Source organism: Pseudofrankia coriaricola, from assembly GCF_001854805.1.
Classification (GTDB): domain Bacteria; phylum Actinomycetota; class Actinomycetes; order Frankiales; family Frankiaceae; genus Pseudofrankia.
On the sequence record NZ_MBLO01000223.1, the window covers coordinates 143,348 to 157,932 of the forward strand.

Consider the following 14,585-nt stretch of genomic DNA (forward strand, 5'->3'; position numbering starts at 1 on the left):
CCGGCCGCGGCGCTGGCGACGGCCCGCGCTCCGCCTCGCCCGTTCCCGCGCGCCGGCCGGATCATGAACGGCGTGGATCGCTCGGCGGCAGTACACTCACGCGAATGAGTCAGCACTCACACGCATCCGCTGCCTCCGGCAGGCGCAGGGCCAGCCCGAAGACACCGGAGGAGCGGCGTGCCGCCATCATCAAGGCGACCATTCCGCTCCTGCGTACGCGAGGCTGGTCTGTAACGACCAAGGAGATCGTCGCCGCCTCCGGCGTGTCCGACGGGACGGTCTTCAGCGTCTTCAAGAACAAGGAAGAGATCCTGCTGGCGACTCTTCAGGTCGCGCTCGACGCCGCCCCCGCGCTGGAGCGGCTGTCTCAGATCGACCGGTCGCTCCCGCTGGAGGACCGGCTGGCCCAGGCGGCCGAGATTCTCACCGGTCTGATGGCGACGCTCTGGGAGTTCTCGGGCACACTGCAGCTCGAGGCGGTCCGGGGGCGGCTTCCTCAGCGCTATTCGGGTGACTTCATCGCGCGGGAGATCCTGCCGGCGCTGTTCGAGCCGTCCAGAGATGATCTACGCATTGATCCCGCGGTCGCCAGTCAGGCCTTCCTGGTCCTGACGATGACCGGTTCGAATCAGCTCTTCTTCCAGCGGCCCCTGCAGGCGCCCGAGATTGTTTCGTTGATGCTGCACGGCATCCGCCGGTCGGATTCGGATTCGGACGACTCCTGACTGACGCGGTCCGACCGTGGCCACGATTCTCGCCGCGGCCGGACGGCAGCCGCCCACGGCGCCCAGCACCGGCCCGACAGCCCTGGTGGTCCACATACCGCCGCCGCCACTCAGCGCGATCTGTTCGGTGGCTGTCAGCGCGGCGATGGACGACGCAGACTCGTGCGACATAGCCTCCCCGATCTGCCCACGGCACCTGACCATACAAGTGAGAACTCACTCGGTCGAGGACGTGCCGCCCGGTCCCGCACGGACTGTGCGTGGCCGGGCCCCGGCCACGCGGACGTGGACAGGCCGCAGGTCGCGTCGCCGCTCGCCGGTCAGATACTCGACGGTCAGGTAGACGTAACACGCGGTTACCAGCTGCCGGGAGAAGCGCTCGAAGGTACCCTGGCGCCAGAGGACGGCACGCCGGCTTCATAGCCCGACCGCTCGATACCGTCCGTAGCGCTCACAACACTTACAGTTGCCGGTTGGGCACTTGCCGGGTAGGTTCCACCGAAAATTTGATCATGAGGTTCTCGCGCTTCTTGACCGAGTGAGTTCTCACTTGTAGTGTCCCGCATCACATTGACAGAGGTCGGCCGACACAAGGACGGAATGCAATGGCTGATCAGGGCAACAATGTCGAGGCCAAGAGGCGCCTTGGCCGATGGCGCGGCCCGGTCCGCCGGTCTCCGATCGGGAGCGGTACCCGGGGGCCGTGGTCTCGGCGGACGCGTGGCCGGCGGGCCGGCGCGCTCGCCATCGTGGTGACGGCCGCGGTGACCATGGCCGCCTGCGGCTCGTCGGGGAACGGCTCCTCAGCCTCGAGCGGGACGGCGTCGGCGGCCTCGGGTGCGCCTGTCGAGATCGGCATGCCTTTCCCATCCAACCTCCAGGCATTAGCCAAGCTTCTGGGCGGCTCGCTGGGGTCGAGTGGCGCGGCGCCACCCACGGACGAGGAGACGAAGGCCTACTACCAGGCGCTCGCCGACTATGTGAACAACCACGGCGGGTTGTTAGGTCGCAAGATCCAGCCGGTGTTCTACCCTCTCGACGCGACCAGGGCGGCGGGCGACTCGTCCGAGCAGGAGATGTGCACGCAGTTCACCCAGGACCATCACGTGTTCGCCGTGATGGACCTGCCGAACCACAGCGACACCATCGTCTCCTGCCTGCAGTCCGCGAACGTCATCGCCTTTGACGCGGCCGGCGGAAGCCTCGCCGCGGACGACACCTACTTCCAACAGCGTCCGCTGTACGCCACGGCGGGCGCGCTCAGCCTCACCCGGGCGGCGGCTCTCCAGGTGAACGGCCTGTTCCAGGGCGGCTTCTTCGGGCAGAACCCCAAGATCGGCCTCGTCGGCTACAACACCGACCCGTTCACGCGCGCCATCGACGAGTCGCTGAAGCCGGCGCTCGCCAGCCACGGTCTCACGATCACCGACCAGCAGCTGGTGAAGCCCGTGTCGGGAGTCAACGACATCGGCCCCACCCAGCAGGCGATCAGCAGCGCCGTGCTTCGCTTCAAGCAGCAGGGAATCGACCACGTCCTCTTCCTGGACACGCAGGGCGGCACGCTACGGCCGTTCACCCAGGCCGCGTCGACCCAGAAGTACTTCCCGAAGCTGGGCTTCACGACCAATGAGCTGCCCGCGCAGCGGGCATACGCCGGGAACAAGACCGACCCGGACCAGGAAGTCCGATACGCGAACTCGATGGCGGTGGGTTGGTACCCGTCGGCCGACGCGGTCAACCCGCCGGTCAACGCCACGGGCGCCCTGTGCAACAAGATCATGGAGGCCTCGGGCGCCAGCCCGTCACAGGCCCAGTTCTTCTGGAACATGTGCGACCAGCTGCTGGTCTTCACGGCCGGGGTGAACGCGGGCGGAAAGCTGACGCCGCAGGACGCCATCACGGGACTCGGAAAGGCCAAGAACATCCCGAGCGCGGAGCTGCTCGGACCGCCCGACTACTCCGGCGGCCGCCGCGACGGGGTCACCATCGCCAAGCTCCTGAAGTACACGCCCAGTTGCACGTGCTTCCAGTACAGCGGGGGCCCGCTACCAGCCAGCGCGTTCACGACAACCAGTTGACAAACAGGGAGGCGGCGGTCGTTCGGCCCGTTCCGGGGCTGGCGACCGCCGCCGTGCTGATGCCCGCGACACCCAGGAGCGACAGAGCGTCCGGGAGAGTCTTGATGAGTAACAGCTGGTATCTAAGCACCGCCCTTTTCACCCCGGCGCCATCACCCTGGATCGCCAAGGTCGGGTTCCGTCCGGCGCTGGCGGCGTCGCGAGGAGCCTGTTCATGATGACGGGCGGCGACGCCGGCGTCGTGAGCGTGGCCCGCGCAGAGAGCGCCTCCGCCGACGCGGACACGGCGCTGGACGACGGCGGGCTCGACGTCATGTCGGGCGTCATCGCTCGGGTGCGGCAGCGGCGAGCCGAAGGAAGGCGCCTGCTCCTCACCGGAGCCAGCGGTGAGGCCGGGCAGATCCGGTCCCTGGGAGCCGACATTGCCGCTTCGGGCACCGGCTGGTACCTGCTGATCGCGCTGAGCCTGTTCGCGGCGCTGGATGAGGCGACGGCGTACCTGGTCACCGCGCTCGGCCCTGACATCAGCAGTTCGCTGGGCGTCGATGCCAGCACCTACGCGATGCTGGCCACCCAGCGCCAGACCTTTGTCGGGCTGACGGCCCTGCAGTTCGCGGCGATCTTCTACAAGCGCAGTCAGCGCGTCATGATCTCCAAAAACCTGGGATTCCAGTACGGCCCGTCGCTGGTGCTGGGCAGCATCGTGACGTGGGTGCCGGCGATGACGACCGTGATCGGCAGCTCGGGCGCCGGGGCCGCGGTGGTCTACTCCGCGCACCGCCCAATGATCATGGACTCCTATCCGCCCGCCGCCAGGCTGCGGGCGCTGAGCTTCCACCGCGGCGCCGGCGTCATCGGCGCGATTCTCGGCCCGGCCCTGGTCGCGATCCTGGCCGGGCCAGTGGGGCTGTCCTGGCGCGGCGTCCTGTTGGTGGCCGGAGTCGTCTTCCTCGCGGCGTCGCTGATTGGCCTGTGCCTTCGCGAGCCCGGCTACGGACGCCACGACTCCGACCAGGTGGCCGGTCTGATGCGGACGGACCAGTCCGGCCCGCCGCCGCGTCGGGAAGACGCCACCGAGCTGACGTTCTGGGAGGCGCTGCGACGGGTGTGGACGATCCGCACGGTGCGGCGGCTGCTGTCGGTGTGGGCCGTGCTGGGGGTGGCAGTCAACCCGGTCGTCACCTACCAGGGGTTCTGGCTGAAGGAGCAGTTCAGCCTGACCACCTCCGAGCGCGCGACCTTCTTCGCCGCGAGCTGGCTGTTGGCGCTGCCAGCGCTGTGGTACTACTCGCGTCGAGGGGAGAAGATCTGGCGGCGGGAGCCGGCCCAGCTGGTCAGGATGGTCGCCTGGGCGTTGGTGTTCCTCGCGGGCGGTCTCGTCCTCGCCGTGATCCCCGTTCTGGGAGTGAGCCTCGCCGGCTTCTCCATCGTGTTCGCCTCTGAGGCCGTCGCCGTCGCGGCGCTGAGCCTGGTCATGATGTCGATCGTCCGGCCACGGGCCAGGTCGATTGCCGTGTCGCTGGGGGCGGTCTACTTCGGGCTGGTGGGCGGGGAGGGCGGCACCATCCTCCTTGGCGACATCGAGTCCAGGTACTCGGCCGCCGCGGCGATCGCCACGCTGGTCGTGCCCGCGCTGGGCGCCGCCGCTCTGCTGGGGCGGGGCGCGAAGAGCGTGACCGGGGACCTGGACTCGGTCGTCAGCGAGATCCTCGAGGACGAGGGGGTCCGCGATCTGGCCGTCAGCGGCCAGCCGGAACTGCCGCTGCTCGCGTGCCGCGGGATCGACTTCTCCTACGGTCAGCTCCAGGTGCTGTTCGGGGTCGACTTCACCGTGCGCGACGGCGAGATGCTGGCGCTGCTCGGCGTCAACGGCGCGGGGAAGTCGAGCCTGCTGAAGGTGATCTCCGGGCTCGGAATGCCCAGCGCCGGCTCCGTGCGGCTACGAGGCGACGACATCACCTTTGTCGACGCTGAGAAGCGGGTCAGCCGTGGGATCACACAGATACCGGGCGGTCGGGCCGTGTTCGGGCCGCTGACCGTGGCCGAAAACCTGCGGGGCCTGGGTTTCAGCCTGGGCCGGGACAAGAAACGCCTCGACGCGGCCATCGAAGAATGTTTCGAGATGTTCCCCAGGCTGGCCGAGCGACGTAACCAGCCGGCGCTGACGCTGTCCGGCGGCGAACAACAGATGCTGGCACTCTCGAAGGCGTTCATCCTGAAACCACGGCTGTTGCTGATCGACGAGCTGTCGCTCGGGCTGGCGCCTATCGTCGTCGACCGTCTGCTGGACATGGTTCGCCAGATCAATGCGGCGGGCACCGCGGTGGTGCTGGTCGAACAGTCCATATCGCTCGCGCTGGGTGTCGTGAACCATGCGTACTTCATGGAGAAGGGCCAGGTCCGGTTCGACGGCTCATCGGCGGATCTGCTGGCCCGTGACGACCTGCTCCGCGCGGTGTTTCTCGGAGCGGCCTCTCAAGGCGGGAACGGCGCATGACATCGCTCTCTGCACTGCCGGACGTGGCGGTCCACGGGTTCCACGTGCCGCTGTCGGCCGTGGTGCTCGGCATGCTTTCCGGACTGACGTTCGGCCTCCTGGCCGTCGGGTTGGTCCTCATCTACCGGACGAGCCGCATCATCAACTTTGCGCACGGCCAGATGGGCGCCTTCGGGGTCGCGGTCCTGAGCCTGCTCACCCACAAATTCCATATTCCCTACTACGTGGCGCTGATCCCCGGCCTGGCCGCCGGCGGCCTGGCCGCCGGGGCCACCGAGCTCGTGGTCATACGCCGTCTACGGAATACCACTCCGGTCATGAGCATCGTCGCGACGCTGGGCGTCGGCGCGTTCCTGACCGAGGTTGCCTCGGTGGTGGACTCCAGCGCCTTCAGCGGGGTGACTCTGCCGAGCCCTCCCGGGATGCCGGTGATCAACCTGGGCGACCTGCGCATCGACGAGGCCTACACGGCCATGCTCATCCTCGGTCCGGCGACGGTGGCGGCGCTCACCCTCTTCCTGCGCTACAGCCGCTTCGGGCTCGGTATCCGGTGCTCGTCCGCGAACCCGGAATCGGCCCGGCTGGCCGGCATTTCCGTACAGAACATGTCCAGCCTGTCCTGGGTCCTGGCCGGTGTCCTGTCCGCGCTGACCGCGCTGCTGGTGATTCCCGCCTCCGGTTTCTCCTCGTCCACCGACTTCGGGCCGCCGCTGTTGCTGCGGGCGCTCACCGCCGGCGTCATCGCCCGGATGTACAGCCTGCCGATCGCATTCGGCGCCGGCGTGCTCATCGGAGTCGTGCAGCAGGTCGTCCTGTTCAACTACCCCAACTCCGACGGTCTGCCCGACCTGGTGTTCTACGTTCTGATCCTCGTCGTTCTCCTGAGCCAGCGGAGCGCGCGCGGACGGGCGGAGGAGAAGGGTAGCTGGGCCTCGGTCGCGTCATGGAAGCCGCTTCCGGCCAGGGTCGCCCGGCTGCCCGAGGTCCGGGGCTTCCGCTGGGGACTTACCGGGATCGGCCTGGTGGTGGCACTGCTCCTCCCGCTGATGGTGTCGAACGCGAGCGCGGTCTCCCTCTCGACGGTGATCACGTATGCCATCGTGGGCGTGTCGGTCGGCATCGGAACGGGACTGAGCGGTCAGTTGAGCCTGGGCCAGTTCGCGGTGGCCGGCGTCGGCGCCGTCGTGTCGTTCAAACTCGACTCGAGCGTGCCGTTCCCGCTGGCCCTGGTCATCGCGGCCCTGGGCGGGGCCGCGATATCCCTGGTCATCGGGGTTCCCGCACTCCGACTCAAAGGCCTCATGCTGACCGTCACCACACTCGGCTTCGCTCTCATGGCGAACGGCTGGGGGCTGGAGCAGAACTGGGCCCTCGGCGGCGGGGTGCGGCCGCCGCGCCCCGCTGTGTTCGGGAAGGTCCTCGACACGGGCCGGTCCTACTATTACGTGGCGCTGGCGGCTTTCCTCATCGTCCTGCTGATCGCCTGGAACGTCCGCCGTCTCGCCTTTGGCCGGGCTCTGCTCGCGGTCAGGGACAACGAGAGCAACGCGCGCGGCTTCACCGTGCGGGTCACGCGGCTCAAGATCCAGGGGTTCGCGCTGGCCGGATTCATCGCTGGCTTCGGCGGTGCCGTCTATGGACATCTGCTGAGCAGCGTCGACGCGTCGACGTTCTCGGTGCAGGCGAGCATCGACACCGTCGCCATGACGGTCATCGGTGGTGTCGGGCTTCTGATCGGACCGTTGATCGGGGCGTTCTACGTCATCGGCCTGCCACGCTTCCTCCCGTTGGACGCGGCGGGCATCGCCGCGACCGACCTCGGCTGGCTGATCCTCATCCTCTACCTTCCGGGCGGCATCGCGCAGGGGCTCGAACCGTTGCGGACGCGCTACGTCCGGTGGGCCGCGGCCCGGCACGGCCTCGACATCGACACCGAGGAACCGATCCTCTCCGAGAGCGCGCGCGCCGGGAGGCTGTCCGTGGTGGCGGAGCCTCGGCGGGTCCCGGTCAGGCCGGAGACCGCGCTGCTGGACGTCCGCGGCCTGCGGAAGAGCTTCGGGGGCATCGCCGCCGTGCGGGACGTGTCGCTCTCGGTCCACAAGGGAGAGGTGGTCGGCCTCATCGGCCCCAACGGTGCAGGCAAGACGACCACCTTCGAGCTGATCAGCGGATTCACCCGCCCCAACCAGGGCGAGGTCCTCTTCAACGGCGACGACGTGTCGTCGTTGAGCCCCGAGCGGCGGGGCCGGCTGGGACTCATCCGGTCCTTCCAGGACGCCGCGCTGTTCCCGACGCTCACGGTCACCGAGACGGTGCGGCTGGCGTTCGAACCACGCCTGGCCACCAGCTTCTCCCTCTCGGTTCTCGGCCTGCCCGGGACGGAGAAGGAGAAGGCCCGGCGCGCGAGCGACCTGGTGGACATCATGGGGCTCGGGTCCTATCGGGCCAAGCAGATCCAGGAGCTGTCGACCGGTACCCGGCGGATCACCGAGCTGGCCTGCATGATCGCCCTGGCGCCGACGCTGTTGCTGCTGGACGAGCCGTCCTCCGGGGTGGCCCAGCGGGAGACCGAGGCGCTCGGCGTCCTCCTCCGCCGGCTCAAGGACGAACTGGACCTGACCATGCTGGTCATCGAGCACGACATCCCGCTCATCATGGGCATGGCTGACCGGGTCATCGTCATGGACGTCGGAACGGTCATCGCGGACGGATCGCCGGACGAGGTCCAAGCCGATCCGCTGGTGATCGACGCCTATCTCGGGGCCAGCGCGACCGTGCTCCACCGCTCATCGTCGGTACCCCGGCCGGCTTCCGTCGGGACCGCGTCCGAGCAGCCCTCCACGGCGATCACCCCGACCGTCTAGATGAACACGAAACCCGACGAAAGGGCGTATCCGCCCGGTGGCGGCGCAGTGCGACAGGACCTCCAGGCGCGGGAGTGCGACGGCATGACGGCACGACAGCAGACGGATATCCACTGGAATGTACGGCCGGTCATCAGGGCTTCCGCCCTGGCTCTCGCGCTGGCCGTGGCGGCCGGCGTCCTCACCGGCTGCCGTGTCACCGGTCTGGTCTTCACCGGAGGGCAGATCCGCATCACCAGCCCGGGCGCCTCGTCGACGGTGTCGGAGCTGCCCATGAAGATCACTTGGACCGCGGGGAGCCTGGCCCGGCCGGGAGACCAGTTCGCGGTATTCCTGGACCAGCCGACCATCCGGCCGGGCCAGAACGTGCTGAAGCTCGTCCCGGAGTCCTGCCGGAACCTGCCCACGTGCTCCCGCGAGCAGTTCCTGAAGCAGGTGAAGGTGTGGATCACGAAAAGCCCGGCGCTGGTCCTGGACAGCATTCCGCGGGCGAACCCGATCGGGAACGACCGCGAGTACCACTCGGTGACCGTGGTGGTCGTGGACAAGTCCCTGAAACGGGTCGGGGAGCAGTTCGCCTCGATCGACTTCATCTACCAACGAGGGGTCATTGACTTCTGACCGCGGTGCTCGCGTCCCGAGGTCACGTTTCCTGGCTCTCCCCTGCCCGGAGAAAGGATCACGGCCGACCGCGTCACGCGTGAGGAAGGCTGAGCTCCGGTTCCCGCGCGCCGCCCTCGCTGGCAGAGCCCGCGGTGCTCAGCCGCCGGCGGTGCCTGTGACGCGCAGGACGGCGTCGGCCATGGCGCGTTCACCGAGCTCATTGGGGGTGGACCGCCGCGGCCGAGCGCGTGGGGAACAGTGGCTCGATCCAGCCGACGCGACCGGCTCGGCGGCATCCTGCACGAGTACGAACATGCGGCCTGACCTGCCCGGACGTATTTTTCGGCAGGTACAGGGTTGACAGGTCCAGCCATGCCGCTAGATTTGTGGTCGATCGACCAACTATGGAGTGTGGCGATGGGCCGGCGGCAGCTGTTCGACTCGGACGAGGTCCTGCTGACGATGATGCAGCTGTTCCGCCGCCAGGGTTTTCACGCCACGTCGCTGCGGGATCTGGAGACCGCCACCGGGCTGCACCCGGGCAGCCTGCACCGCACGTTCGGGAACAAGGACGAGATCTTCCGCTCCGCGCTGGACGCCTATATCGACCGGGTGGTTCGCCGCCGGATCGCCGAGCACCTCGACGGGGTCGACGACCCGCTCGCCGGCATCCGGAGCTACTTCACCTCGACGTTCGAGACCGGCCTAGACCGTGACCCGGGCTGTCTGGTGACGAACAGCGCGGTGGAGTCCTACGCCCTCGACGAGCTCACGAACCGCGGCGTGCGGCGAGGGCTGGACGAGATTGAACGGGGCCTCGCCGGCGCGGTCGAACGCGCCCAAGCGGCCGGCCAGATCCCGGCGGCCCGGCGCGCGGACCGTCTCGGGCTGCGGCTGCTGGTCGACTACCAGGGCGTGCTGGTCCTGGTGCGCTCCGGCGCCGAACCGGCACGGCTGCGGCAGGTCACCAACGACATCGTCACCGCGCTACGCGAAAAACCAGGCTGACCCCGCCACCCACCGAACCCGTCTACCCCCGGCGGCGTCGTGGACCCACGACTACGTATGCCTGGCAGGCCGGCTGCGGCCACCCCGCCAGTTGATCAACTCTGTCGCCGTCCGCTTCAGCGCGCCCGCGTCCGCTTGGAGGCACCCCGTGTCCAGTTCCCGAACCGTCCTCGTCCTCACCTCGCACGCCCGCTTCGGCGACACCGACCGTCCCACCGGCTTCTGGTATGAGGAACTCGCCGCCCCGTACTACGTCCTCGCCGACACCGGTATCCAGGTCACGTTGGCCTCGCCCGCAGGCGGCCAGCCGCCGGCCGATCCCGCCAGCCTTGCCCCGGCAGCCGTGACCCCCGCGGTCGACCGCTTCCGCGCCGACTCCGACGCCCTTGCCCAGCTGGGCGCGACCGTGCCGCTGGACGACTTGGACCCCCGTGACGTCGACAGCGTGTTCCTGGCCGGCGGCCACGGGACCATGTGGGACTTCCCCGACAACCCGCTGCTGGCCGCCCTTCTGACGGATGTCCTCGCCCGCGGCGGGACGATTGGGGCGGTCTGCCATGGTGCCGCCGCGCTCGTCGGCCTCACCATCGCGGGACGTCCGCTCGTCGACGGCCGTGCCCTCACCGCGTTCAGCGACACCGAGGAAGACCTCGTCGCCGCGACCGACCTCGTCCCCTTCTCCCTGGAACAGCGGCTACGCGCCCGCGGCGCCCGCTACACCGCCGGCCTACCGTTCGTCGCGCATGCCCTCCGGGACGGCCAGCTCGTCACTGGGCAGAACCCCGCCTCCTCTGCCCAGGTCGCCGAACTCCTGATCGAGACGCCGCGGCCGGCACGGACAGCCCCGACCCGGCCGTGAGCGGGCACCACAACCTCGCCCAGCACGTCCTCGATCAGGTCGAGTCCCTGGGCGGGATGACGCTGCGCCGGTTCTTCGGCGGCTGGGCGCTGTGCCACACCGGCCGCCAGGTCGCCATGATCATGGACGCTCTCTACGTCAAAATCCCGCCCGGCGACCGGCCAGCATGGGAGGCAGCAGGCAGCCGGCCGTTCACCTACCAGGCTGCCGGCAAAACCGTCACCGTCCGCGCCTACTACAGCGTCCCCGACGACACGCTCGACGACCGCGACGCCCTGACCACCCTCATCCGCCACACGATCAGCAAGCTCCCCGCACAGGCCCGGACGTGACTGCCGCCGCCGTCGCCGCCAGCCCGATATCTCCAACACATGCCCGCGGACCAGCCAGTCCCGTTCCCGGGGCCACGGGAACATCCGTTGCAGATCTGGGACTGCACCGGCGGCGCGGACCAGCGGTGGAACGTGCCGAGCTGAGTCACCGTCCGGCCAGGTGCCGCTCCAGCCCGTCCAGCAGGAGGCCCAGGCCGAACTCGAACAACTGATCCAGGTCCAGCTCCATCTCGCTGTTGACCAACCGATTCAGCAGCGGGAAGTCGCCGGTACCGGCGATGACGCGGAAGCCGTGCTCCTGGGTCTGCATCCACTCGTCGCTCGTCAGCCCCGAGTCCTGCTCGGCCTGGGCCTCAGCCTCAAGGTTGAGGGCCAGGCCGCGCACGTGGCTGAACAGCGTCGTGTGGACGTGCATCATCTCCTGGATCGTCAGGCCCAACCCGTCCAGCGCGCGCAGCGCCCACTCGGTGTGTCGCATCCCGTTGGGGATCAGCTGCGGGCGGGTGACGGACAGCGCCAGGGCGAGCCACGGGTGGCGGCGGAACCCTTGCCACTGCACGCGGGAGGACAGTTCCAGCTGGGCTCGCCAACCCTTGGGCGGTCGGGCCGGCAGGGGGTCCTCGCCGAGCACGCTGTCCATCATGGACACCAGCAACTCGTCCTTGCCGTTGACGTGGCGGTAGAGGGACATCGGGGCCGCGCCCAGCTCGGTCGCGATGCGCCGCATGGACAACTGCGCCAGGCCCTCGGCGTCGGCGACCCGGATAGCTGCCGCCACGATCCGCTCGCGGGTCAAGTCGGAATCGCCCTCGTGTCGGCGCGCGCCGCGCGCCGACACGCTCGCCGGCTGGGCGGGTACGGCCGAGCCGGCGACCACCGTGCCCCGACCCGGTAGCGACCGGGTCACCCCCTCGGCGTTCAGGGTCGCGAGCACCTTCGTCGCGGTGGCCAGGGCCACGCCCCACTCGCGGGTGATGCCGCGTGCCGATGGCACCGGGTCGCCAGGTCGCAGTTCGCCATCGGCGATCCGGGCGCGGATCTCTTCGGCGATGCGCCGGTACGGAGGCTGAGTCATCGATCGCTCCCCCCTCCCGTACTAGTACACCAAGTGGTTTGACTAGCACACGTACGGTGTGCGCAAAGGTTGGTACAGCGTACGCAACGAGGAGGCACAGCAATGGTCAACCGGACGGTACTGATCTCGGGCGCAGGCATCGGCGGGCCGGCGCTCGCGTTCTGGCTGCGGCGGCATGGCTTCGCACCGACGGTCGTGGAGGTCGCGCCCGCGCCCCGACCCGGCGGGCACGCCGTGGACCTGCGCGGAGCCGGGCGCGAGGTGGTCGAGCGGATGGGGCTTCTCGACACGGTACGGGCGGAGCGCGTCGACGAGCGCGGATTCGCCTATGTGGACGGTCGCGGCCGGTGGACCGCGAGGATGCCAGCCGACCTGTTCGACGGCGAGGGCATGGTCGCGGAGATCGAGATCATGCGTGGCAACCTGACCCGCATCCTGTACGACGCCACTCGCGACGGCACCGAATACGTGTTCGACGACCGGATCACCGGGCTGACCGAGGACGGGGACGGCGTCAAGGTGGCGTTCGCCAGCGGTGCCGTGCGGCGGTTCGACATTGTGGTCGGCGCGGACGGGCTGCACTCCGGGATACGCCGGCTCGCCTTCGGGCCCGAGCAGGAGTTCGTGCGGCACCTCGGTGGGTACATGGCCTACTTCACGGTCCCGAACCCGGGCAACCTGGACCACTGGTTCCTCATGCACGGCGCGCCGGGCGGGCTGGTCGCCGGCATCCGGCCGGAGAACGGCGGCACGGCCAAGGCGATGCTCAGCTTCACCTCCCCGCCGCTGGACTACGACTGGCGCGATGCGCTTGCCCAGCAGGAGATCCTGCGCGCCAAGTTCACCGGAGTGGGCTGGCTGGTACCGCAGATCCTCGCCGCGATGCCCGGCGCCGGGGATTTCTACTTCGACTCGCTGAGTCAGGTCCACATGGGACAGTGGTACCGAGGGCGGACGGTGCTGCTCGGCGACGCCGGGTACTGCGGCTCGCCGCTGGCAGGGCTCGGTACCGCGATGGCGCTCGTCGCCGCCTACGTGCTCGCCGGTGAACTGTCCGCGACACCGGACGACCACGAGGCGGCGTTCGCCCGGTACCAGGATGAGATGCGCGTCTATGTGAAGCAGTGCCAGACCCTGCCACCCGGTGGCATGAAGGGCTTCGCGCCGAACAGCGCGCTGATGATCCGCATGCGCAACCTCTCGATGACCATGATGACCCGCTGGCCGATGCGCACGCTCGCCGCCAAGCAATTCCAGAAGGCCGACGCGATCGCACTGAAGGACTACTGACGGTGATCTATTGACAACAAGCCGATCGCAAGCGCTCGATGGGCGAACAGTTCCACTCTTTCCCACCCGCCCGTCCACCGTTTCTGGCGGAAAAGGGGAGGTTGATCAACTCCCACACCCGACCCGGCCACACCAACCGCCCACACCGGTCCGACACCCACACCCATCCCGATCATCAGCCTGACACCACGACCAACCACTCCCGCGACCACACCCCCGAGCTGCCCGCGGCCTCGCTCCCGTCCTCGACCTGCACGAGGGCACCGCCCGCCGCTACATCGCCGAACCTCGCAAGGCCGCCGACTCGTCCGCGGCCGCGGCCTGAATCGCGAGGATCAGCCCTCCGGGGGTCGGCGGCGCATCCGCGCGGCCGGAACTCACCAGCCCACGTGACTTCCAGCCGCTGCCACGGTCCCGTCGACCGGGAGGCCGGTCGGCGGACAGCCCTTCTTCGCCGCCCATGCGCGCCTGACAACGCCCGTCTCCGCATGGGCCAAGCGTCGCGGTCCTCGCCCTCGCCGGCGGCGGTGGCAATGACGGTCGGGGTGCGCATCGCCGCGGTCTTGCCGGCTGCCTTGTCCGGACGTCCGCACATGTGGCTACAGCCGGGTGAGATCGACCTTGACCGGGAAGGGCGCGGCGGCGTCGACGACGCCCGTGAAGACCTCACCGTCGCGGTAGGTCCCGGACGCCGGGTCGAGGACGTAGGTGTAGACGACCGGGACGCTGGCCGGAGGCTGCTCAACCCGCCAGTAGTACGAGATCCCAGCTCGCGCGTACTGCTCGGCTTTGACAATCCGGTCGGTCGTCTCAGAACCAGGCGAGACGACCTCGACGACAAGCAGGATGTGCCCGGGGCGGGCCGGCATGATGTCGATCGTGTCGGCACGGTACACGACGACATCCGGACGTCGATTTGTCAGCGGCACGTCCTGAAGCCGGACGTCGAAGTCGAAGTCCGCGTTCCAGTCCGGCCCCGCAGCGGCCTCCAACGCGACCGCGAGGACCTTGATCAGCCTGTTGTGGCGCTTGGACGCGCTGGGACTCACGACGACCATCCCGTCCACGATCTCGATGCCCGCGCACTGCTCATCGGACCAGGAGTCGTACTGCTCCGCCGTGATCTGCTGGTGCATCCAGGCAGGAGCGATCATCTCCGCAGTGATGGCGCGCCTCCTTCCCGAAGAACCAGACAGGCCCGATCCCTACGCACCAGCCTAGCGCCGTCAGGCCCGAGCACCGACGAACATCGTC

At 68.9% G+C, this 14,585-nt stretch carries 11 protein-coding genes; 9 read left to right on the plus strand and 2 right to left on the minus strand.

What is annotated here, in order from left to right:
• Positions 1 to 104 precede the first annotated feature (104 nt).
• The 8 genes from BCD48_RS27725 (at position 105) to BCD48_RS27765 (ending at position 10,966) form a co-directional block, all read left to right on the plus strand.
• Entirely contained in the window at positions 105 to 725 is a 621-nt protein-coding gene (locus tag BCD48_RS27725; RefSeq protein ID WP_071051323.1) for a TetR/AcrR family transcriptional regulator, read from the plus strand.
• 857 nt (positions 726 to 1,582) lie between these two features.
• Positions 1,583 to 2,803, plus strand: a complete 1,221-nt coding sequence (locus tag BCD48_RS27735; protein ID WP_071051326.1) for an ABC transporter substrate-binding protein — start codon at positions 1,583 to 1,585, stop codon at positions 2,801 to 2,803.
• Between the two features lie 214 nt (positions 2,804 to 3,017).
• Positions 3,018 to 5,300 carry an MFS transporter gene (locus tag BCD48_RS27740; protein ID WP_071051328.1) on the plus strand — a complete coding sequence of 761 codons (2,283 nt, stop codon included), beginning with the start codon at positions 3,018 to 3,020 and terminating at the stop codon, positions 5,298 to 5,300.
• Entirely contained in the window at positions 5,297 to 8,164 is a 2,868-nt protein-coding gene (locus BCD48_RS27745; protein WP_071051329.1) for an ABC transporter permease subunit, read from the plus strand. The genes BCD48_RS27740 and BCD48_RS27745 overlap by 4 nt, the downstream gene beginning before the upstream one ends.
• An 84-nt stretch (positions 8,165 to 8,248) precedes the next feature.
• Positions 8,249 to 8,785: a hypothetical protein gene (locus BCD48_RS27750; protein ID WP_131804115.1), complete on the plus strand. Its 537-nt coding sequence runs from the start codon at positions 8,249 to 8,251 to the stop codon at positions 8,783 to 8,785.
• A 399-nt stretch (positions 8,786 to 9,184) separates the two neighbouring features.
• Entirely contained in the window at positions 9,185 to 9,775 is a 591-nt protein-coding gene (locus tag BCD48_RS27755; RefSeq protein ID WP_071051331.1) for a TetR/AcrR family transcriptional regulator, read from the plus strand.
• A 148-nt stretch (positions 9,776 to 9,923) separates the two neighbouring features.
• On the plus strand, positions 9,924 to 10,634 hold the full coding sequence (locus BCD48_RS27760; RefSeq protein ID WP_071051332.1) for a type 1 glutamine amidotransferase domain-containing protein: 711 nt from the start codon (positions 9,924 to 9,926) through the stop codon (positions 10,632 to 10,634).
• Positions 10,631 to 10,966 (plus strand): TfoX/Sxy family protein, encoded by a 336-nt coding sequence (locus tag BCD48_RS27765; RefSeq protein ID WP_071051333.1) that lies wholly within the window; start codon positions 10,631 to 10,633, stop codon positions 10,964 to 10,966. The genes BCD48_RS27760 and BCD48_RS27765 overlap by 4 nt, the downstream gene beginning before the upstream one ends.
• 145 nt (positions 10,967 to 11,111) lie before the next feature.
• Here BCD48_RS27765 and BCD48_RS27770 read toward each other — a convergent pair whose 3' ends face one another.
• Complete coding sequence (locus BCD48_RS27770; RefSeq protein ID WP_071051334.1) at positions 11,112 to 12,041, minus strand: TetR/AcrR family transcriptional regulator C-terminal domain-containing protein; 930 nt, start codon at positions 12,039 to 12,041, stop codon at positions 11,112 to 11,114.
• A gap of 102 nt (positions 12,042 to 12,143) precedes the next feature.
• Between BCD48_RS27770 and BCD48_RS27775 the strand changes: the two genes are divergently transcribed.
• On the plus strand, positions 12,144 to 13,331 hold the full coding sequence (locus BCD48_RS27775; RefSeq protein ID WP_071051335.1) for an FAD-dependent monooxygenase: 1,188 nt from the start codon (positions 12,144 to 12,146) through the stop codon (positions 13,329 to 13,331).
• A gap of 599 nt (positions 13,332 to 13,930) precedes the next feature.
• On the opposite strand, the gene BCD48_RS27785 is transcribed toward BCD48_RS27775, so the two are convergent.
• Positions 13,931 to 14,485: a Uma2 family endonuclease gene (locus tag BCD48_RS27785; protein WP_071051337.1), complete on the minus strand. Its 555-nt coding sequence runs from the start codon at positions 14,483 to 14,485 to the stop codon at positions 13,931 to 13,933.
• Between the last annotated feature and the right edge of the window lie 100 nt (positions 14,486 to 14,585).